This is a genomic window from Gammaproteobacteria bacterium (assembly GCA_016195665.1).
Classification (GTDB): domain Bacteria; phylum Pseudomonadota; class Gammaproteobacteria; order SURF-13; family SURF-13; genus JACPZD01.
In genome coordinates, this window is the sequence record JACPZD010000002.1 from 19,195 (window position 1) to 41,028 (window position 21,834).

At 56.6% G+C, this 21,834-nt stretch carries 20 protein-coding genes, 1 tRNA gene and 1 pseudogene; 9 read left to right on the plus strand and 13 right to left on the minus strand.

What is annotated here, in order from left to right; translation table 11 throughout:
• The first annotated feature begins 2 nt into the window (after positions 1 to 2).
• From HY028_01875 to HY028_01905, 7 genes and pseudogenes are all read left to right on the plus strand, one after another.
• Complete coding sequence (locus tag HY028_01875) at positions 3 to 623, plus strand: OmpA family protein (GenBank protein MBI3343617.1); 621 nt, start codon at positions 3 to 5, stop codon at positions 621 to 623.
• A 200-nt stretch (positions 624 to 823) separates the two neighbouring features.
• Positions 824 to 2,137, plus strand: coding sequence for a TRZ/ATZ family hydrolase (locus HY028_01880; GenBank protein ID MBI3343618.1), 1,314 nt, complete (start codon positions 824 to 826; stop codon positions 2,135 to 2,137).
• Positions 2,138 to 2,221: 84 nt separating this feature from the next.
• Complete coding sequence (gene ubiG, locus HY028_01885; GenBank protein MBI3343619.1) at positions 2,222 to 2,935, plus strand: bifunctional 2-polyprenyl-6-hydroxyphenol methylase/3-demethylubiquinol 3-O-methyltransferase UbiG; 714 nt, start codon at positions 2,222 to 2,224, stop codon at positions 2,933 to 2,935.
• A complete protein-coding gene (locus tag HY028_01890; GenBank protein ID MBI3343620.1) occupies positions 2,928 to 3,626 on the plus strand; it encodes an HAD-IA family hydrolase in 699 nt (232 codons plus the stop codon). The genes ubiG and HY028_01890 overlap by 8 nt, the downstream gene beginning before the upstream one ends.
• Positions 3,619 to 4,908: a DNA recombination protein RmuC gene (gene rmuC / locus HY028_01895; protein ID MBI3343621.1), complete on the plus strand. Its 1,290-nt coding sequence runs from the start codon at positions 3,619 to 3,621 to the stop codon at positions 4,906 to 4,908. The genes HY028_01890 and rmuC overlap by 8 nt, the downstream gene beginning before the upstream one ends.
• Before the next feature lie 66 nt (positions 4,909 to 4,974).
• Positions 4,975 to 5,175 carry a hypothetical protein gene (locus HY028_01900; protein ID MBI3343622.1) on the plus strand — a complete coding sequence of 67 codons (201 nt, stop codon included), beginning with the start codon at positions 4,975 to 4,977 and terminating at the stop codon, positions 5,173 to 5,175.
• Between the two features lie 482 nt (positions 5,176 to 5,657).
• Positions 5,658 to 6,134: pseudogene (locus HY028_01905) on the plus strand (IS5 family transposase).
• Positions 6,135 to 6,803: 669 nt separating this feature from the next.
• Here the strand turns inward: HY028_01905 and HY028_01910 are convergent.
• The gene (locus tag HY028_01910; GenBank protein ID MBI3343623.1) at positions 6,804 to 8,045 is read right to left on the minus strand and encodes an MFS transporter; all 1,242 of its coding nucleotides are present in this window, start codon (positions 8,043 to 8,045) and stop codon (positions 6,804 to 6,806) included.
• Between the two features lie 217 nt (positions 8,046 to 8,262).
• Between HY028_01910 and HY028_01915 the strand changes: the two genes are divergently transcribed.
• A complete protein-coding gene (locus HY028_01915; GenBank protein ID MBI3343624.1) occupies positions 8,263 to 9,276 on the plus strand; it encodes a ribonuclease Z in 1,014 nt (337 codons plus the stop codon).
• Between the two features lie 13 nt (positions 9,277 to 9,289).
• Here HY028_01915 and HY028_01920 read toward each other — a convergent pair whose 3' ends face one another.
• From HY028_01920 to HY028_01975, 12 genes are all read right to left on the minus strand, one after another.
• Positions 9,290 to 9,694, minus strand: a complete 405-nt coding sequence (locus HY028_01920; protein MBI3343625.1) for a hypothetical protein — start codon at positions 9,692 to 9,694, stop codon at positions 9,290 to 9,292.
• Positions 9,695 to 9,889: 195 nt separating this feature from the next.
• Complete coding sequence (locus tag HY028_01925; protein MBI3343626.1) at positions 9,890 to 10,249, minus strand: DUF488 domain-containing protein; 360 nt, start codon at positions 10,247 to 10,249, stop codon at positions 9,890 to 9,892.
• 12 nt (positions 10,250 to 10,261) lie between these two features.
• Positions 10,262 to 11,239: an alpha-ketoacid dehydrogenase subunit beta gene (locus HY028_01930; protein MBI3343627.1), complete on the minus strand. Its 978-nt coding sequence runs from the start codon at positions 11,237 to 11,239 to the stop codon at positions 10,262 to 10,264.
• Between the two features lie 59 nt (positions 11,240 to 11,298).
• On the minus strand, positions 11,299 to 12,288 hold the full coding sequence (gene pdhA / locus HY028_01935; GenBank protein ID MBI3343628.1) for a pyruvate dehydrogenase (acetyl-transferring) E1 component subunit alpha: 990 nt from the start codon (positions 12,286 to 12,288) through the stop codon (positions 11,299 to 11,301).
• Positions 12,289 to 12,575: 287 nt separating this feature from the next.
• Entirely contained in the window at positions 12,576 to 13,091 is a 516-nt protein-coding gene (locus tag HY028_01940) for an Hsp20/alpha crystallin family protein (protein MBI3343629.1), read from the minus strand.
• Positions 13,092 to 13,362: 271 nt separating this feature from the next.
• Positions 13,363 to 13,818: a hydrogenase maturation protease gene (locus HY028_01945; protein MBI3343630.1), complete on the minus strand. Its 456-nt coding sequence runs from the start codon at positions 13,816 to 13,818 to the stop codon at positions 13,363 to 13,365.
• Complete coding sequence (locus HY028_01950) at positions 13,815 to 15,101, minus strand: Ni/Fe hydrogenase subunit alpha (protein ID MBI3343631.1); 1,287 nt, start codon at positions 15,099 to 15,101, stop codon at positions 13,815 to 13,817. Before HY028_01950 ends, HY028_01945 begins: the two co-directional genes overlap by 4 nt.
• A gap of 24 nt (positions 15,102 to 15,125) precedes the next feature.
• On the minus strand, positions 15,126 to 17,549 hold the full coding sequence (locus HY028_01955) for an AAA family ATPase (protein ID MBI3343632.1): 2,424 nt from the start codon (positions 17,547 to 17,549) through the stop codon (positions 15,126 to 15,128).
• Positions 17,550 to 17,693: 144 nt separating this feature from the next.
• Positions 17,694 to 18,467, minus strand: a complete 774-nt coding sequence (locus tag HY028_01960; GenBank protein MBI3343633.1) for a sulfhydrogenase subunit delta — start codon at positions 18,465 to 18,467, stop codon at positions 17,694 to 17,696.
• Between the two features lies 1 nt (position 18,468).
• On the minus strand, positions 18,469 to 19,320 hold the full coding sequence (locus tag HY028_01965; GenBank protein MBI3343634.1) for an FAD/NAD(P)-binding protein: 852 nt from the start codon (positions 19,318 to 19,320) through the stop codon (positions 18,469 to 18,471).
• Positions 19,321 to 19,329: 9 nt separating this feature from the next.
• Positions 19,330 to 20,475, minus strand: coding sequence for a 4Fe-4S dicluster domain-containing protein (locus tag HY028_01970; GenBank protein ID MBI3343635.1), 1,146 nt, complete (start codon positions 20,473 to 20,475; stop codon positions 19,330 to 19,332).
• A 51-nt stretch (positions 20,476 to 20,526) separates the two neighbouring features.
• The gene (locus tag HY028_01975; protein MBI3343636.1) at positions 20,527 to 21,480 is read right to left on the minus strand and encodes a D-2-hydroxyacid dehydrogenase; all 954 of its coding nucleotides are present in this window, start codon (positions 21,478 to 21,480) and stop codon (positions 20,527 to 20,529) included.
• A gap of 237 nt (positions 21,481 to 21,717) precedes the next feature.
• On the opposite strand from HY028_01975, the gene HY028_01980 reads away from it, so the two are divergent.
• Positions 21,718 to 21,811: transfer RNA gene (locus HY028_01980), tRNA-Ser, on the plus strand.
• The last annotated feature ends 23 nt before the right edge of the window (positions 21,812 to 21,834 follow it).

The following is a 21,834-nucleotide window of genomic DNA, read 5'->3' on the forward strand; positions in this document are numbered from 1 at the left end:
CTATGGTTCTGGGCGTAGCGTATGCTCACACTCCTGTCTTCAATAATCCCGGCTATGTAGTTGATAGCAGCGGTCAATTTGTTAGAGATAGCCAAGGCCAATGCGTGCGCACAGGGTCATGGACACCGCAGGATGTCGTACCGGAATGCGGTGGCCCTGCTAAGGCTGAGGAGAAGAAGGCTGCCGAATTGACTCCTCCGCCCGTAGGCCCGAAGCCACCCGCCATGGCAGCAGCCATTTTGGAGACGGATGCATTATTCGACTTCAATAAATCCACGCTGAAGCCCGAGGGCAGGGCGAAGATTGATGACCTCATCGGCAAGATGAAGGCCCACCCCGAAATCGAAAGCATCCTGGCCACCGGTCACGCCGACCGTATCGGCAGCGATAAATACAACATGGCGTTGTCCGATCGCCGCGTGAAGGCTGTGAAGGCCTACATGGTCAGCAAAGGTGTAGACGCCGGCCGCATCGAGACCGTTGCCAAGGGTGAATCCGAGCCCGTGGTGAGCTGCAGCGATGTAAAAGGCGCCGAGAACCGCCACAACAAGGCGCTGATCAAGTGCTTGGCCCCCAACCGCCGCGTGGTGGTACAGGTCAAGGTGCAGCGCGAGACAAAGTAACGTTACGTATCTCCTTCTTGAGTTTATTAAGCCCCGCTTTTGCGGGGCTTTTTTTATAGGCACCTCTAAGGAAGCTCTGAAAAATATATCGTCAACCGCCAAGGCGCCAAGGTCACCAAGAAAAGCTTTTTGACCTGTAAAGAAAAATCTTGGCGTCTTGGCGGTTCAACATGGATTGATCAGAGGTCCCCTAAATAAAAATGCAACAGGTTGATACCCTCATCCACGCCCGTTGGATCATTCCGGTGGAGCCGGAGGGTGTTTTAGAACATCATTGCCTGGCTGTTCACGCGGGGCGCATCGTAGACCTATTGCCGGGCAATCAGGCCGCACAGCGCTATCAAGCCGCACAGACGTTGCATCTCAATGACCATGTCCTGATCCCAGGTCTCGTCAATGCCCATACCCATGCCGCCATGTCGCTGCTGCGCGGCTTGGCCGATGACCTGCCCCTGATGGAATGGCTGAACAAGCACATCTGGCCCGCGGAAAGCGCATGGGTCAGCGCCGAATTCGTTCAGGACGGGACTCGGCTCGCCATCGCCGAAATGTTGCGCAGCGGGACGACCTGTTTCAACGACATGTACTTCTTCCCGGATGTCACGGCCAAGGCAGCCTCGCAATGCGGGATGCGTGCAAGCGTAGGCCTGATATTCATTGATTTTCCCTCCGCCTGGGCGGGAACTCCGGAAGAATATCTGGAAAAAGGTCTGGCGGTGCATGACGCCTATCATGACCACCCGCTCATCAAGACCACCTTTGCCCCGCACGCCCCTTACTCGGTGTCGGATGCGCCCTTGAATAAGATCATCATGCTGGCCGAGGAACTGGACATCCCGATCAACATGCATGTCCATGAAACCGCCGATGAGATCGCCCATAGCCTTGAACACCACCAGGTGCGCCCCTTGCAGCGCCTGCGGGATCTCGGGCTGCTGTCGCCACGGCTGTTAGCCGTGCACATGACGCAACTCACCGATACCGAGATCACCGGGTTTGCAGCCAGCGGCGGTCATGTGCTGCATTGTCCCGAGTCCAACCTCAAACTGGCCAGCGGCTTTTGTCCGGTGGACAAGCTCATCAAGGCCGGCATCAATGTCGCGCTCGGCACCGACGGTGCAGCCAGTAATAACGATCTCGACATGTTCGGTGAGATGCGGAGCGCCGCCCTGCTCGCCAAGGCCGTCAGCGGCGACGCCACCAGCGTACCCGCCGCGACCGCACTGCGCATGGCGACCCTCAACGGCGCCCGCGCCCTGGATCTCGATGCGGAAATCGGCTCCCTGCGCCCCGGCAAATCCGCCGACATCACCGCCGTCTATCTCGGCGGCATAGAAACCCAACCCGTATACGATCCCATCTCGCAACTGGTCTACGCCGCGGGCCGGGACCACGTCACCGATGTCTGGGTGGCCGGTCAGCGACTGCTCAACAACCGGGCGCTCACCACCCTGGACGAAACTGAAATTCTGCGCAAGACGCAGCAGTGGCGTGACAGGATAGCGCGCCGTTAAATCTGTAGGGCCGAATTCATTCGGCCACACGTGCGAATGAATTCGCACCTACCCTTGGTACGGCCTTACATATAGAATGGGCCTATGGTTGCCTCCACGAAAAATGTAGACCAGAGCGAAATCGCCAAGTTTGAGAAGCTGGCGTCGCGCTGGTGGGACCCTCTGAGCGAGTTCAAGCCGCTGCATGATATCAATCCGTTGCGGCTCGATTATATTGACGCGCGCGCCGGGCTGGCCGGTAAAAAGGTCGTGGATGTCGGTTGTGGCGGGGGCATCCTCTCCGAGGCGATGGCCCTGCGCGGAGCGAAGGTCACCGGTATAGACATGGGCGAGGCCCCGCTCAAGGTGGCGGCGCTGCACCTGCTGGAGTCCGGCGCGGAAGTGGATTATCGCTACATGAGCGCAGAGCAGCTCGCTGCGCAGGAACCCGGCACGTACGATGTCGTCACCTGCATGGAGCTGTTGGAGCATGTTCCCGATCCGACCTCTGTGGTAAAGGCCTGCGCGCAACTCGTCAAGCCCGGCGGTCATGTGTTTTTCTCTACCATCAATCGCAATCTGAAATCTTATTTGTTCGCCGTGATAGGCGCCGAATATATATTGAAACTGCTGCCCGCAGGCACGCATGACTACAGCAGATTTATCCGGCCTGCGGAGTTGGAGGCGTGGTCGCGGCACGCGGGGCTCACGCTCCGCGACCTGACCGGCATGAACTACAACCCTTTGACGAAACGTTACAGCTTGTACCGCGATGTTTCCGTGAATTATTTCGCGCATGTCCTGCGCTCTGATGACTAGACTTACCCATCCTCAGCCTGCTACCGGTCACGCACTGCGCACCATTTTGTTCGATCTGGACGGCACGCTCGCCGATACCGCCCCCGATCTCGCCTTCGCGCTCAACGCTGTGTTGCAGGAGCAGACCCGCACGCCGTTACCCTTTGAGGCTATCCGGCCTGTGGTGTCACACGGCGCGATCGCGCTCATCCGCCTCGGATTTCAAATTGAACCGGACGACGCTACGTTTGAACCGCTGCGCCTGCGCCTGCTCGACATCTATCGCAACCATCTGACACGACACACGCGCCTGTTCCCCGGCATCGAGGAACTGCTCGGCGCTATTGAACAACGCGGCATGAACTGGGGCGTAGTGACCAACAAGCCCGCGTGGCTCACCGACCCGTTACTGGAACAGATCGGCCTGACGGCGCGCGCGGCGTGCGTGGTGAGCGGTGACACCGTGGCCGAGCGCAAACCGCATCCCGCGCCCATGCTGCACGCCTGCCACCTCGCGGGGAGCGCTGCGCATGAGTGCATATATGTCGGCGACGCCGCGCGCGACATCGAGGCCGGCAAGCGCGCGGGCATGAAAACGCTGGTGGCGCTATTCGGTTACATCGGCGCAGACGAACAACCGGACAACTGGGGCGCGGACGGCATGATCGCGCATCCTGCAGAACTACTCGACTGGATCACCGCACATGACTGAGCCGGTTTCCCTGCTCATGTTGATTGCAATTGCCCTGCTGGGCGTCCTGGCAGGCGGTGTAGTCGCGTATCTTTTCATGCAACGCCGGCTTGGCGCATTGAACCGGGACAACGCCGCACTGAGCGCACAACTCAATGCCGAGCAGTGCAGCGGCGCGGAAAAAATAGCCGCGCTCGAAGCCGCGCGCGCGCAACTCACGCACACCTTTACCGCGCTCGCGAGCGAGGCGCTGCGCAGCAACAACGAAGAATTTCTCAAGCTGGCGCAGGAAAATCTCAAACAGTTTCACATCAAGGCGCAAGGCGATCTGGAACAGAAGGAAAAATCCATCGAGCAACTGGTAAAGCCCATCAAGGACGCGCTGGAGAAAAACGAACAACAGATTCGCCAGATCGAGCTCGAACGCAAGGAATCCTTCGGCTCGCTCAGCAAGCACCTCGAAACCATGGCGCTGAACCAGCAGTCGCTGCAAAGCGAAACCCGTAATCTGGTGCAGGCTCTGCGCCGCCCGGAGGTGCGCGGACAATGGGGTGAGCTTACCCTCAAGCGTCTCGCCGAGCTTGCCGGCATGGTGGAGTATTGCGATTTTTTCGAACAGGAGCACACGTCAACAGCGGAAGGCGGCATGCGGCCCGACATGATCGTGCGCATGCCCGACGGGCGCGAAATCATCGTTGACGTCAAGACACCGCTCGATGCCTATCTCAGCGCCGTCGAGGCCCCCGACGATGCCACGCGCACCCTCCATCTCGAAAGCCATGCGCGCAACGTCGTCAAACGCGTGCGCGAACTCGCCGCGAAATCCTATTGGGAGCAATTCAAGAACGCGCCCGATTTTATTGTGCTGTTCATCCCCGGCGACCAGTTCCTGAACGCCGCGCTTGATATTCAGCGCGACCTGATCGAAATTGCGCTGCGGCAGAAGGTGATTCTAGCCACACCCACCAGCTTTGTCGCCTTGCTGCGCGCAGTCGCCTACGGCTGGCGCCAGCAGACGCTGGCGGTGAACGCCGAGCGCATCCGCGTTGTAGGCGAGGACCTGTACAAACGCCTCGGCGTGTTCGCCGAACACCTGGCGAAGGTCGGCAAAGGCCTTAACAGCAGCGTAGACAACTACAACGCCGCCGTCGGTTCTTTCGAACGCCAACTTATCCCCGGCGCACGCAAATTCGCGGAAATGGGCGTAGAAACCGGCAAGCTGATTGAAGCGCCAGAGCCGCTCGAAAAACAGCCGCGCATGATGACGACCACTGCCGAAAAGGGTAGTGTAGATGATGTCTAATTGATGTTAGACCCTATCTGCGACTTTTGATATACTTTTGCATGTTCCGATCCGATGGAAACTGTTATGAGCAAAGTCGAGAGTATTGAACGCGAGATTGTCGAGCTATCCTCCACGGAGCTGGCAGCTTTTCGTAATTGGTTCCGCGAGTTTGATGCCGAGGCGTGGGACCATCAAATCGAGGAAGATGCCCGCTCAGGGAAACTCGATGGTTTGGCCAATACCGCCCTGAAGTCCTTTCAATCCGGATCGTGCTCTGAGCTTTGAAGCACTTTGCCACCCCGGCATTTTGGGCCTGTTATAAAGCCCTACCCCAGTCTGTTCAAGCGCTGGCGGATAAAAGCTTTACTTTACTCAAGAGTGACCCTCATCACCCTTCCCTGCACTTTAAGAAAGTGGGGCGTTTTAGGTCTGCCCGCATTGGCCTTTATTACCGTGCTCTCGCCGTGGAGGTCCCTGAAGGGATTCTATGGTTCTGGATAGGAAGTCATGCTGACTATGACAAGCTACTGGGCTAACATGGCGGTCATTTGAACGCCTACTCTTCCCCGGCGCGCGCAAGTTCGCGGAGATGGGCGTAGAAACCGGCAAGCTGATTGAAGCACCGGAGCCGCTTGAAAAACAGCCGCGCATGATGACGGCTACTGCCGAAAAGAGTAGTGTAGATGATGTTTAATTGATGTTAGGGAACCTCTGAATAACCCCTTCAATCTGGCATAATTCACACATTAAATCCAGAGAAAGACGAAATGACCCAGCTGACATTTGCCGAAGCAGAATATGCCCACAAGAAACATCAGACACGCAGAGAGCTGTTTCCGGGGAAGATGGACAGGCTGATCCCCTGGGCCAAGCTGGAGAAAAAGCTTGCGCGCCATTACCCAAAAGGCGAGAACGGACGTCCGCCGTATCCATTGGCCACGATGTTACGGGTTCATGCCATGCGGCTTTTTTACAATCTGAGCGATCCGGCCCTGGAAGACGCGCTGTATGAAATCGAATCCATGCGTCAATTTGCCGGGCTGCGCTTATCCGAACGGCTCCCGGATGAAACCACGATATTGAATTTCCGGCATTTTCTGGAACAGCACCCACTGGGCGAGAAAATATTCGACACCATTAATCAACACCTGTCCGAGCAGGGATTGCTGTTGCGCGAAGGCAGTATTGTCGACGCCACGATACTGTCAGCCCCCAGCTCCACCAAAAATCAAACCGGTGAACAAGCTCAGGGTCAAAGCTCAGGGTACAAGTCTAGCTTAGTAGGGGTCAAAGCTCAGCACAAGCTCAGGGTCAAGTCTAGCTTAGTAGCACTTTACGACGATGGGAACAGCAGCAAGCTCAGGGTCAAGTCTAGCTTAGTAGCACTTTACGACGATGGGAAGAATTGATTGAGAAGGTGGCTAGTGCGCATCCTTAATAGACCTGCCCTCGTTTGTATCTCGCATGATGACGATCACCGCCGAAAAGAGTAGTGTAGGTGCAGATGATGTTTAATTGGTCATTAGCAACGCGTAGTATGTGTCTTGGGCAATCATCCGGTGCGATGCGCTCCGCTTATCGCACCCTAGTAGCGTGCGCTGTGCGCACGGCTAAAGCTTTTCATTTCCGTCGCTGTGTTTAGAAGTCAAATATCCAGAAAATCCTACGGTGTCGTTCGGTGTGGATATCCCCGGTACCGTCCTGGGCTTGGTACACACAATCCCAAGCTGCATAAAGCCCCCACGCAATATTATTGTTTGGGGTAGGGCCTTGTATTAATCTAAAGACCCTGTCGCCGACTTCCATTGTGTCGTCACAGTCGTCATCCCACGGCCAGCTTATTCCCATGATTCACCCCCGCAGAAGTAGCATGTTCGGTTAATCTATACCGCCCCTGCACCTTGGTCAACCACTTACCGACTGTCTCTACTCAACGCCGCGTGTCGCCCCCGCTTCACATCAACACGGCTCAATAATGCGAGTCCTACTAAGAAATAACTACCGGTCATCAGCATGGCCAGACGATGATCACCTAGTGACAACCAGCTCACCAGGCCGTAGGTCACAGGGCCGAGGATGGCGGACAATTTGACCGCGAGTCCCCACAGGCCGAAAAATTCGGCGCGGCGGTTGGCGGGACTCAACAGACCCACCAAGGCGCGACCGGCCGATTGACTACCACCCAGACACAGGCCCGCCAAATTGGCCGCCAGCCAAAACAGGCCCGGCCCGCGTGCAAGCCACACCAACAGGATCACCGTCAGCCAGGCCAACAAAACCAGGGCGATCGAGGGGATATGACCGATGCGATCCTGGAGATACCCAAAGAAGAAGGCTCCGATGGCGGCGGTAATGTTGACCACCAGAATCAATTGCAAGGTGTCTTGGGTGGAGAAGCCCATCACCTGCGTGGCGTAGATTGCGGCGAGGCTCACGACCGCCATGATGCCCGCCTGATAAAACACCGTGCAGATCAGGAACAGACGCAGATCGCGGTAGTGGTGGATCCGTTTGAGAGTTTGCGCCACGCGCGCGAAGGCACCGGCCGCCACGCTATGAGCTTGCAAGGCAATGTTGGGTATCGCCCGCTCACGCAAAAACATAAAGGTAGGCAGGCTTGCCAGAGCGAACAGGCCCGCAGTGATGAGCATGGTCACGGGCACAAACTGAGAGGCTGGGTGCCCCTGCCCCTGCGCCCACGTCACATAGGCGAGAGAAAGGCCGAGGCTTACCAGGCCGCCCACATAGCCGAGCCCCCAGCCCCAGCCGGATACCCTGCCCAGCCCACGGCCGCGCGCCAGTTCAGGAAGAAAGGCAGCAATAATATTTTCACCGCTACCGAAGAAAAAGTTGGAGAGCACAATGAGTACGATGCCGAGCCAAAGATCACCCGGACCCACCCAACCCAACGCCGCGGTAGCCAGGACACAGCCTACGGTGGTCACACCCAGCAGCCGCTTCTTGGCGGCATGGACGTCGGCGTAGGCCCCAAGCACGGGGGCGGTCAGCATAATGAGGGCGTAGGAAATCGCCAAGGCCAGGGTCCAGGCCAGGGTGGCCCACTGCGCATTTCCCGCCACCTCCGCCACGAAATAGGCGTTGAAGATCGCGGTGATCACGACTGTGGTATAACCTGAGTTGGCAAAGTCATACATCGCCCAGGCCCACAGCTCGCCGGGGCGCACGTCTGCCGCGAGACTGCGCTTCATGGGTGCTCCTTAGGACTTATCCGTAAATAATTTACTGCAGAGGACGCAAAGGACTAAAATCAAAAAGGCAGTTTCTCCTCATGCCATTAACCTATGAAACTGTCCCCGTGCGTACCCTAACAGTATTGCTTGTAAATGCAAAATCCTGACGTAATATCTGGCTATGCGGCCTATCTTTCACCCTCAATTGGTCAACGACCGTTTCGGAGACCCCGGCCTCTACATAGAGTTTCTGTTTGAGAAGCGCGCCCTGTTGTTTGATCTCGGCGATCTGCGCGCGCTTGCGTCACGCAAGATTCTGCGCATCAGCGATGTGTTCGTATCCCATGCCCACATGGATCATTTCGTGGGCTTCGATCAATTGCTTCGCATCTGTCTCGGACGGGAGAAGCGGTTACGCCTGTATGGGCCGCCCGGCTTCATAGAGCAGGTGGAGCACAAGCTCAAGGCATATACCTGGAATCTGGTGCATAACTATCCCGCCGATTTATCGCTGGAAGTAACGGAACTGCGCCCAGACGGAACCGCCAGAAGAAGCGTGTTTCACTGCCGTCAGGCCTTCCGCCGCGAGACGGACGAGGGATTCTTGATCTCCGGCCATGTACTGCTGGACGAGGCCGCGTTCCGTGTCCGCACTGTTTTTCTGGATCACAAGATACCCTGCCTCGCCTTCGCTCTGGAGGAAAAACTGCATATCAATGTCTGGAAAAATCGCCTGGCGGAGATGCAGCTCGCCACAGGACCCTGGTTGCAGGCCTTAAAAAAGGCGGTGATGAGCGGTGCACCCGACGACACAATTATCCAGGCAGATGCGGTTGAGCATGGCGTGCCGCACGAAAAACAGCTTCCGCTTGGGTTGCTCAAGGAAAGGATCTTGCGCATCGTCCCAGGACAGAAAATCACCTATGTCACCGATGCGGTTTATCATGAACAGAATGCAAAGAAGATCGTGGCCCTCGCCCAAGATTCGGACATCCTTGCCATTGAAACCACCTTTTTGGAAGAAGACGCCGAGCGGGCGATGGAGAAGTATCACTTGACTGCACGTCAGGCCGGAATGCTGGCGCGGGCCGCCCACGCGAAAAAGATAATCCCCTTTCATTTTTCGCCCAAATATGCAGGCGAAGAGTTGCGCTTGCGGGAAGAGCTGCACGACGCCTACACGGGCAACCGGTAATGCAGCCCGATGGTTACTCTTTCTCCTCCGACTTCGCCTGATTCCACAGCGCGTCCATCTCCTCTAGTGTGGATTGTTCCGGACTGCGTCCGCGAGCTGCAAGCAGTGTTTCGATACGCCGGAAGCGCCGCTCGAATTTGGCGTTGACACGGCGTAGCGCCTGTTCAGGATCCACCTGCATGTGGCGCGCAAGATTAATACACACAAAGAGCAGATCGCCGATTTCATCTTCCATGCGATCATGGGTGGAGCCAGCAGCGATTTCCTGACGGATTTCGTGCAGTTCTTCTTCGATCTTGGCCAGCACAAGACTTACCTGCGGCCAATCGAAGCCCACTTTTGCCACCCGCCTCTGGAACTCGGTGGCATGTTGCACCACCGGCAGTGAGGCGTCAATATCATCGAGTATGCTCGGCATCTGTTGTCGTGGATTTTATCTATGGAGGTAATCGGGAACAATCAAGCTTAGTATACTTTTAGACTCGACACTAGATGCTCGCTGGACAACAGACACCCATCGGTGGGAAAAGGATGCCGAATGAATTGGAGGACGACCCGCCGCCGTGCATTTGTTAGCAAAACGTTTGAGCGGTATATAATCGCGCGGGGTCTTTTAATGCCTGCTCCAATGCTGCTCTAGATATTCCTTTAGCGCAACGGCATTATTAAATTTCTCCTCCTTTGAAGCATACACCAAGGTCACCTGGTGTTTCGTCGCCTTCGCTACGAGCTGAGATACCCATTCAGGCCGCTGATCAAGTTCCCGAAAATAGCGGGACTTGAACTCATCCCGCTTTATCGGCTTATGACCAAACCATTTACGCAACGCATCGCTAGGTGCAATGTCCTTAATCCAGAGATCGATCTCCGCCGCCTCCTTCTTAATACCACGCGGCCATAACCTGTCAATCAGGACCCTGAAGCCATCTGCTTTGGTTGGCTTTTCGTAAACCCTTTTAATGTGAAGGGTCATGCCCTTGTATTACTACTCCTCACGCGTCCCCACGATACGGCGCACCGCCAGGGTCACGGCCTCGGCGTTGGGGATGGAGGCGGCTTCCAAATCGCCGTTATAGGGCGTGGGTACGTCCGCGGCGGCGACGCGCGCGATAGGCGCATCGAGCTCATAAAACGCCGCCTCATGCAGTGCCGCCACGATCTCCGCGCCCGCGCCCGCGAATTTGCAATCCTCTTCCACCACGATGGCGCGGTGCGTTTTTTTGAGGGAACCGATGAGCAGCGGCAAATCAATGGGCCGCAAACTTCTTAAATCAATCATCTCGGCGGCGATGCCGTCTTCTCCGGTGAGCACGTCGGCGGCTTGCAGGCATACGTCCACCATGCGATGCCATGCGATGAGGGTGACGTGCGTGCCAGCGCGGCGCACGGCGGCGCTGTGCATAGGCGGGGCGGTGGCATGGATATCGAACAGGCCTTTTTTGAAATAGAGGAGTTCATGCTCCAGCACGATAATCGGATCGTCCTCGTGAATGGCTTGAGTCAGTTGCCAGTAAGAATCTTGCGGCGTTCCCGGCGCGACAATGCGCAATCCCGGCACATTCATCAGTGTATGTTCGAGGCGCTGTGAATGCTGCGCAGCGAGTTGCTTGGCGACGCCGCCCGCCATGCGCACTACCAGCGGCACGCGAAACTGGCCGCCTGACATATAGTGCAACTTTGCGGCCAGGTTTATGATGGCGTCCAACGCCAGCAGCGCAAAGTTGACGGTGGTAATTTCAACGACAGGACGGCCACCCACCATCGCCGCACCCACGCCCAGCCCCGTGAAACTATTTTCCGAGATGGGCGCATCGCGTACCCGCCATTCACCGTACTTGGCATATAAGCCTTGTGTCACGCGATAGCTGCCGCCGTAGAGACCGACATCCTCGCCTATAATGAATGCCGCGTCATCCGCGGCCAGCGCTTCATCAAGCGCGATGTTGAGGGCCTCCCAGCACATGAGTTCGCTGCGCGGCCGGGCGGGCGCAATGAAGCCTGCGTTGTCGTTATGCGTGCGCTTCACAAGGCGCCTTTGTAGAGATCGAGTGGCCGTACATAGACGTTCTTATAAAGATCGGTGGGCGGCGGGCTCTGATCGGCAAAGCGCACCGCTTCCTCCACGACTTCCTGTGCCTTTGCAAACATCACCTCGGCATCCTCTTCATTCAGCCAGCCATGCCTTAACGCCTTAGTGCGCAGTATCAACAACGGATCACGCGCCCTGAGTTCTGCGACCTCAAGCGTGGAACGGTACGCTCCGCTGTCGGCCATTGAATGGCCGCGGTAGCGGTAGGTCTCGCATTCCAACAGAAAAGGTCCATTACCACTCCGTATCTGCTGCAGTGCATCGTGCGTGGCTTCATAAACTGCAAGCACATCCATACCGTCCACGCGTTTGCCGGGAACGCCGTTGCCACAGCCGCGTTTATAAACTTCGACGATGGCGGAGTTGCGATGGATTTCAGTGCCGATCTGATAGTGATTGTTCTCGCAGATAAACAGCACGGGCAGTTTCCACAGCGCCGCCATGTTGAGCGACTCGTGAAAGGTCCCCTGATTGACCGCGCCCTCGCCAAAGAAACACAATACGGCATCGGGCGAATGATTCATGGCCAGCCAATAGGCGGCGCCGATGGCAATGGGAAAGGTCTCGCCGACGATGGCGTACCCGCCGAGAAAACGGTGTTCCGCGCTGAGCAGATGCATGGAGCCGCCGTAGCCGCCGGAGCAGCCTGTGGCGCGGCCGAACAGCTCCGCCATGATGGCATTGGGCGAGATCCCACGCATCAGGGCATGCACGTGTTCCCGGTAGGTACTTACCACGTAATCCCCAGGCTCCGCCGCACGCAAACTGCCGACCGCGACCGCCTCTTCGCCGGGATAAAGATGTAAGAAGCCGGCAATCTTGCCTTGTGTATATTGCTCGGCGGCCACTTCCTCGAAGCGTCGCGCAAGGAGCATATCGTAGAGAAACTGCTTGGCGAGACTACTCTGCACTGTATTCTCCATGACTTGGCGGCGCTGTTGAACGGCACAGCCAGGTAAAACAACAAAGCCGTAACCACCGCCTTGAGCGGGAGCTTATTTGTTGAGTTTGAGCCTTAGATATTCACCAATCAATATCGCCGCTGGATACAAAGCTTCTCACGATAAGCCATTGTGCGGCAGTTTTTTAAATATTCACAAGGGTGGCCTTTGCCTTCTCGCATCAGATCATATTTTTAAGGCAGAAAGAGACTGGAGGCGGTCATCCTTTACCGCCCCCAACCTCCATAACTCGGCACGACTTCCCGGATTTACTGTATCGAAATGCTATGCCGCTTGGACTTTTCCTTCTTGGGAATAGTGAGCTCTAATAACCCGTCTTTGAATACCGCTTTAGCTTTACTGTCATCCACCTCCGCCGGCAACACCACAGTGCGCGAGAATGCGCCATGTGAAATCTCACAACGGTAATAGTCGCCTTTTTCCTCTTTTTCTTCGTGCCTGGTGCTTCCCTTAACGGTGACGGTATTGCCCGTCATCGAGACATCCAGGTCCTTCTTCTCCACACCGGGGATCTCGGCGCGCACCACAACTTCGTCATCCCGATCTATCACGTCCACCCGCGGCATCGCCCCACTAAAGGGGGCAGCCATTTCTCCCAACAAAGAGCGGGGCCAGTGCAGCGGCCTCATCCACCCCGGCGAGAAAAAGTTTTCAAACATACGCTCCATCTCATCAAACGGACCCATTACTTTTGCAGGCGCAGCCTTTTGGATCTCCTGCCCTTTTGCCGAGACGGTTGTCGGCTGTTTGCTTTCATTTGCCATGATCGTTCCTCCTGATTGATTGTTGCCTATGAAGTGCTATACAAGCCTGGAAGGACAATCTTTCCAGCTTTTCGTCATTATAAAAATAGCTTAATGCTCCATGCTTTGATTTAGATCAATAATCAGTCATTATTCGATACCTGCTGGGCATAAGGTATGTAAGCTATTGAATAATTAGGTATGGCAAAGATATCGTCACGCCTGCCCGCTGGCCTCGCCCTCGTGGCCGAGCAAGAAATATGGCCGTAGCGTGTGCATTGCACACGCTACATTACTCGCTTAGCCAGTTCTTTATTTTGTCGTGGGCAGCTTTTGTCAGCTTGGCAATAGAGCCTTCCGCCTCGGGACTCAGAGCCATAGTATGGTGTGGATCTCCGATCTCCAATCCAAGAAGGCATAACCGCTGCGGCAAGGCATCCAGATCTGTTGCAAGCGCGACGGCCTCTGCGAGCCCGAAGCCATGGCTCGACAGCGAGGGGGCCGTATAATAAATAATGTCATCGCCTTCCAGATTATAGATGAGCCCTACTTCACTCTTACTGGAGACTGCATCGAGCAGCAGTACACTGTCTTCGGCGCGCCAATGTTCGAGCAGTGAAGAGCCGGGACGGTCGAGCAGCTTGATCTCGACACGGTCTTCATCAAACATTCCGCGCAAGCCTTCGGCGGCCCGCCATCCCGCTGGATCGTCACCCCACGGTGAACCGAGGCCGATGACGCGTATCATGTACGCTCTACCGTGAGCTTCAGAAAGTGAGTGGAGCAGGAGATGCAGGGATCGTAATTGCGTATCCCCGCTTCGAGGCGAGCGCGCAGCGCGGCGTCATTTAAACTCAAATCCTCTTCGACGGACTCGCGCAGATCGGCCTCGATCTGGGCCTGATTCTGACTGGTGGGCGGAACGATGCGCGCCGTTTTAACCAGACCCGCCGAATCGAGTTCGTAGCGATGCCAGAGGATGCCGCGCGGCGCCTCGGTGCAGGCCATGCCAATACCTGCGCGTGGCCCCATCTCGACATAGGCCTTTTGCGGCCGATGATAATTTTCAAGAATAGTCATCGCCTCTGTGAAGGCCACATGGATCTCCAGCGCACGCGCCACGATACTGTGATAAGGATTGCGGCTTGGCCAGGCGATGCCGGTCTGTTTCAAGAGCTGGACGGTTTGCTCGGGCAGTCTGTCCAGATTATTGTTGATGCGCGCCAACGGTCCAACCCAATAGGGCCGGCCGTTAATGTGCGCGTGCAGTGCGGTGGAGTACGATACCTGCCGTTCTTCGATATGCTCTTCAAATTCATCGGCCGTGATATTGAGGCCGGCGCTGGAAATGACACGGCCTTCGTTCATGGGATAATCATGCGCATGGCGTAACGAGACAAAAGATGCGTTGCGGGTGATGGACGGCACTTTCAGTTCCACCGTCCAGCGCACTAGATCTTCTACATCCTGCGCAGCCTCGCGCAAACGGGCGAGTAGCTCCCTGGCTTCAGATTCATCGGGTGCGCGGTAAAAACCGCCCACCCGCGCACCTACCGGATGCACCGACCGTCCGCCCATCATGCTGAGAATTTTGTTGCCGAGCCCTTGCAGCCGCAGGCCGCGCCGCACGATATCAGGATACACCTGCGCCATCGCCATCGCGTCCGGAACGCCAAGAAAATCGGGGGCCGCCAGCAGGTGGATGTGCATGCTGTGACTCTCCAGCCACTCGCCGCAGTAATACAGTCGCCGCAGCGTGCGTATCTCAGAGGTAATAACCGCCCCAAAGGCCGCCTCGATGGCGTGCACCGCGCTCATCTGATAAGCCACCGGGCAGATGCCGCAGATGCGCGCAACCATATCGGGAATTTCCTTCCAGCTCCTGCCCTCCAGAAATTTCTCGAAAAAGCGCGGCGGCTCAAAAATATTTAAACGCAAATCCGCCACCCGCTCACCCTCGATGCGCACATACAGAGCCCCCTCACCCTCGACTCGGGTCAATATGGGAATTTCTATGCGGCGCTCAGTCATATTTCGCTTATTTCTTGAGCAACTTCAGTCTTCCTCGTCCTGTTTTTTCATCATCTTAAGCTCGCCACCGAATTCCTGGCGGATGATCGAGAGTTCATACAGCCTCACTGCCACCAAATAGTTGATACTTCCTTCAGGCAACTTACCCTTCGCATCGGGTTCCCCGGCCGGAACACCTGTTAAAATCTCAATGGCCTGATTGATCTCCTCGACAGGCCAGATATGAAACTTTTCCGCCTCGGCGGCCTTCACAACATCGTCGCGCAACATCAGATTTTTTACGTTAGCAGCCGGAATCAACACCCCCTGCTCGCCTGTCAAACCTCGCGCCTTGCAGATATCGAAAAACCCTTCAATCTTCTCATTAACGGCTCCGATAGCTTGAACCTGGCCGAACTGGTTCACAGAGCCAGTCACGGCGAAAGACTGTTTGATGGGAATCTCAGACAGGCTGGAAAGCAGAGCGCACAGCTCGGCGAGCGAGGCGCTGTCGCCCTCCACAAAACCGTAGGACTGTTCAAACACCAGACTGGCCGAAAGTGAAAGCGGACGATCCTTTGAATAGCGCGCGGCCAAAAATGAAGACAAGATGAGTACGCCCTTGGAGTGTATCGCGCCGCTCAGTTTTACTTCGCGCTCGATGTTGATGAACTCACCTTCACCGAGGCGGGTAGTGGCGGTAATCCGGGTGGGTTGGGCGAATGCGTGCGGACCCAGTTCCACCACGGAAAGCCCGTTCACCTGCCCAATCGCCTCTCCGTGGGTATCAATGAGCAGGGTGCCGCGCAGAACTTCCTCTTGCAGCTTGGCCTTCAAACGACCCGCCCGGTAGATCTGCGTTTCAATTGCCTGCTGCACATCGGCGGCGGTGACCACCGGGCGACCGGTCTGTCTCGCCCAATGATCGGCCTCACGCATCACGTCTGCTACACTCTGCATGTGGGTAGTGAGTTTTTCCGCATCGCCTATGATGCGCGCACTGTGTTCGATAACCCGCCCCACCGCACTGCGGTCAAATGGCTGCAAACTTTCTTTTCGAACCAGAGTGCCTATCATTCTTGCATAGAGCAGATTATTCTCAGAATTGCGGTCGAGACTCTCCTCGAAATCGGCGGCGATCTTAAAGAGCTCGCTGAATTCGGGATCGTATTCGTAAAGCAGATAATAAAACAGCCTATCCCCGAACAGAATCAACTTTACGTCGAGCGGAATGGGCTCAGGCTCCAACGACACCGTGCTAATAAGGCTGTATATTTGACCCAGCGACTCGATACGGATTTCACGGGAGTAGAGCGCCCGCTTGAGCGCCTCCCAGGAGAACGGATGGCTGAGCACCTTGAGCACATCCAGCAACAGGTAGCCGCCATTCGCCTGATGCAACGAACCCGGCTTGATAAGGGTAAAATCCGTTACCAGCGCGCCGAGCTGCGCAGCATGTTCGATACGGCCGATCAAATTGTTATAGGTCGGGTTGGTGTCCGAGACAATGGGCGCGCCTTGCGATTGACTGTGGTCCACCAGCACATTGACCTGGTAGCGCCGAAATGACGGGCGTTCAGTTACGGCAAGCCCCATGATAGTAGCCGGAGATTCCTCGTGGTGACGAAAGTCATCTACATTTTCGATCACATCCTGTTCGGCGGCATTGAGATAATTTAATACCTCCGGTAATTCAGTATACTTCTCCTGCAGTTCATCAATGAGATGGCCAACCGCGCGGATGGTCACTTCACGATTGAGTTGTTTGAGTTTATCCCGTCGTTCCCTGCGCCATTGAGTCATCTGACGGTTGACCCGTTGCAGCCGTTCCTGCATTGTAGTGACCGCCTTTTCAACACGTTCTTTTTCCTGGTCCGTTAGTTTTTCATATTCGTCCGGACCGATCACCTCGTTGTTACGCATGGGGGCGAAGGCGAATCCCCCTGGGGTGCGCAGTAGTGCGATTCCCTGCTGTAGCGCGTCATCGCCGAGCTGTTGCAGGACTTGCTCCTGTTGATCGTTGAACGCCTTTTGAATCTCGTCCACCTTGGTGCGGTATTCATCACTGTCGAACGCCGCCGGGATGGCGCTTCGCAACTCCTCCACCAATTGCCCCATGTCCTGGCGCAGCTTCGGCGCCCACCCGGCGGGCAGCCGTAATGCGCGAGGCTTGTGAGGCTGTTCGAAGCTGTGAATGTAGCACCAGTCGGATGGTTTGGGTTCTTGCTTCGCCTTACCATCCAGATAGCTGAGCACGAAGGTGTGCTTACCCATACCCGGGGGGCCTAACACAAAGATATTGTACCCCTCGCGCCGGATACCGGAACCAAACCGGACGGCATCGAACGCACGGGTCTGGCCGATGATCCCTACCAACTCTTCAAGCTCAGCCGTCGTCTCGAAAGGAAGTTGATCGGGATCGCAGCGATGATACAGCGATGCAGGGTTGAGGGTTTTTATTGTTGTCATAGGGCCATTGCAGGGTAGATTAAAATATTTATGAATATTTACAGCAAAGCATCTTTAAAGCTGAAGGCATACAACAACCGCATAGTAGACATGCAAGCGGCAAAGGAACTTTGATCTAGATCACAAAAGAGGGATAAATTCTCGCTATCTTTCCCAAGCCTGTGATCCTGCGCGAAAGGCAGGCGCCCAGCCGTTGATAAAACGCAGGCGCCGCACAATATCCTCGTTAGATAAACCCAGTTCCAGAAAACGCCGGCCCAGCGCGGCCGTATTGCCATCCTCCTGCGGTCCGAAGCAGCCATAGCAGTCGCGCTCATAACGCGGACACAGAGCGCCGCAGCCGGTGCGGGTGACCGGTCCCAAACAGGGTTCGCGCTTGGCGACCAGCACGCACACATTACCGGCGCGCTTGCACTCCATGCACACCGATTCGCCGGGGATGCCCGGATCCACCCCCGCAAGCAAATCGCACAACACCCTCTTTAACTGAGTCTGGTCTATGGGGCAGCCCCACAACTCCGCGTCCACCTTAACGTGAGCCGAGATCGGCGTGGACTGCGCCAAGCTATCTATATATTCAGGACTCGCATAAACGCCTTTCACAAAAGCATCGAGTGACTTCCAGTTACGCAACGCCTGTAATCCACCCGCCGTCGCGCACGCCCCAATGGTAATCAGTAAACGGCTCGCCGCACGAATTTCTTGAACGCGTTTGAGATCGGCCGAAGTTGAAATCGAACCTTCGACGAACGATACATCATACGGTCCCGCATCCATGTCACTCGACGCCTCGGCGAAGTGGACGATCTTTACCCTGTCCGCAAGCGTCATCAAATCCTGTTCGAGATTCAGAAATTGCAATTGACAACCGTCGCAGGAGGCGAACTTGTGCACCGCGATGCGTAATCTTTCCATCATATCAAAAACCCCTTACCGCGAGCAGCGCTCGCAATTGAGCGTAAGGAAATACCGGGCCGTCCTTGCAGATAAATTTTCCGCCGAACTGACAATGCCCGCAGTGTCCCACCGCGCACTGCATATTGCGCTCCATGGCAAGATGAATATCCGTGAGCATCATACCGCGTTTGAGCAAATCCTCGGCCACGCTCACCATCATCGGCTCGGGCCCGCACATCATCGCCATGCCTTTGAACATGATCGGATCAATATCCTCCAGCGCCTGCGTGACCAGACCCACCCGGCCGCGCCATTCCGGCGTGCCTTTATCCGCCGTGAGCATCACCTGAGTATCCGGCGCCGCGCACCATGTTTGTATGCGGTCGGTATAAATAAGATCGTCCGGATGCTTCACGCCGTGACACACGGTAAGACGGCCGTAGGACGCGCGGCGTTGCAAGGCATAGTGAATCATCGAGGTCGTCGGCGCGCAACCAAGACCTCCGGTAATCAGCAATAAGTGGCGTCCCTGAGCCGCCTCCAGTGGCCAACCTCGTCCAAACGGGCCGCGCAGACCCAGTTTGTCGCCGGGCTTGAGCCGTTGCAATCCCCTCGTCACACGTCCTACGGCGCGGATGGTGTGATCAATCAGATCAGGGTCATCGGGATCCGAAACGATAGAGATCGCCACCTCACCCACGCCCCACAAGTAAAGCATGTTGAACTGGCCCGGTTGAAAGCGATACGCGGCGCGGGCCTGCGCGTCGTGCAAGCACAGACGCAAGGTAAAGACATCACGCGTCTCGTCCACGCGCTCCACCACCGCGGCCAACTGGGGGAGATAAGGATTGAAGGTCTTTGCGTTGGCGCTCACGTCCTCTCCTTATCCCGGAGGGAAGAGCGAAGCGAAGGGTGCGGGGGTATCTATCCGCGTCGCGCGGATTGCGTTTACCTCTTCGATGAGATCAATGCCGGTCGGACACCAGGTGATGCAACGCCCGCACCCCACACAACCGCTCGCACCAAATTGCTCGATCCACGCCGCAAGTTTGTGGGTGAGCCATTGCCGGTAGCGATGACGGATCTGAGGGCGAATCTGTGCGCCGTGGATATATCCGTGCTGCAATGTAAAACACGAGCTCCACTCGCGGCGGTGTTCGCTTGCGGTTCCATCCAGCGACATCACATCGGATTCGCTGTGACAAAAACAGGTGGGACACACCATCGTGCAGTTGGCGCACGACAGACAGCGCTCGGCGACATCATCCCAGCGCGGGTGTTCGAGGTTGCTAAACAGCAGCGCCTGAATGTCCGTGGTGTCGAGACGGCGCGTTTGGGAATCTGCCGCGGCGGCAATGGCTTGCGTTGCAGCGGTTTCGTCCACGTCGCGCGCGGGCTTCAGGGGGAGATCGGCCAGCAACGTCTCACCTTGCTCACTGCCCGCCTCTACCAGAAAGGCCTCATCGAGTTCAGTCAAGGCAAGATCATAGCCGGCCCGCGCGCGCGGCCCGGTATTCATCGAGACGCAGAAACAGGTCGCGGCGGAGCGCGTGCAATTCACCGCAACTATGAATAAGTTTTCGCGCCGGCAGGCGTAATAGGGGTCGGTGTAGTTTGAGTGCTGTCCCGCGAGAAAGGTGCGGTCCTGCACACTCACGCCTGCAAGATCGCAGGCGCGCGCACCAATGACGGCAAGCGGCCGCAGGTCAGGCAGGGTCTCCTTAAAGCTCACCTCGCCACCGGCGGAGACTGTCCACAAAGTCTCTTTCGGCGCGAACAAAAAACGTTTGAGAGATTCCGGGCCATGGACGTAATCAAAATATCGTCCATTGCCCGAATCTTCGAGACGATAACTCCCCGGCTCCTGCACGCTTATAAAGCCCGCCGAGAGGTCGGCCGCGCCGCTGATCTCGTCGAACACAATAGAGCCGCTGCGCACCCGCGGCCCCAACACGCGATAGCCACGTGCTGCGAGCGCCCGAATCAAACTATCGAAATCGGCCCTGGCTAATAGTGACGGTTGAGACATGGCGTTTCCCTCGCTCGGTTTTAGCAAGCATAGGCTACTCTAGTCAAACCCTCAAATAATACGATTACGCTGTTCACCCCGGAAATAGGCTTCGATATTCGTCACCACCTCTCGCGCCAATCTTTGTTGCGCCTGCCTGCTCGCCCAGGCAATGTGCGGAGTGATGAGGAGATTGGTAAGATCCACTGACAACAAGGGATGATCCGGCGGTGGCGGTTCCCGGCTCAAGACATCTATGCAGGCGCCGCCGATCCGGCCCGCTCGTAAGGCGTCGGTCAACGCCGCCTCGTCCACCACCCCGCCGCGCGCCGTGTTGATGAGGACGGCGGTGGGTTTCATGAGCGCCAGTTCGGCGTGACCGATGAGATGATGAGTGCCGGCATTGAGAGGCACATGCAGGCTGATGACATCGCTGTGGCGCAACACCTCATCAAAGGGGATATATCCGGCGCGAATACCCTCTGCGCCCCGGCGTTCCGCCAGCCACACCCGCATGCCGAAGGCCTCGCCCAGCCGCGCGACGGCCTGGCCCAGTGTCCCGGCCCCGATAATACCCAAGGTAGACCCGGCGAGATCAACCATCTCCCTATCGTTCAGGGTGAAGATAGGCGAACGCGACCAGTCACCGTCAAGTACGGCCTGGTGATAGTGCACGATCTGCCGGCGCAGTGCGAGCAGCATGGCAAAGACATGTTCAGCGACGCTTTCCGTGGCGTAATCACCAACATTACACACGGCGACGCCGCGCGCCCGCGCCGCCTCCAGATCAATGTGATCCACCCCGGTGGCCGCCACCGCAATCAACCGCAGGCGCGGCAATTGCTCCAGCGCCTCCGCCCCCACCGGGACCTTGTTGGTGATGATGACCTCGGCGTCTGCCGCGCGCTCGACAAGCTGTTTGGGGGTCGTGGTGGGGTATTCACGCCAATGGCAATGCTCTATCCCCGGCCCGGGGAACTCGATGGTCTCGGCAAACGTCCGGCGGTCCAGCAAAACGATATTCATAATCGAATTATAGCCCTATGGAACCTTGCTTGTGGGAGCTCTGAATAAGTCCATCCTGGACTTCTCAGAGCAAGAAAAGCAAAAACGTGGCCATAAGATTATTATGGTGCTTTTCTTCATTTTTCAAGCACTTTTGTGCTTGAAAAATGACGGCGCATCCATGCACCGGGGACCTCTGACATAATCAGAGGCCCCGGTGTTGTTGTCTCCATAAAGAGACGGTATCCTATGTCATACGGAGAGGTACTCGAAGTGGTCATAACGGCACCGACTCGAAATCGGTTGGGCGGTTAATCCCGCCACGTGGGTTCGAATCCCACCCTCTCCGCCACTTTCTCTCATGTACATCAAGCC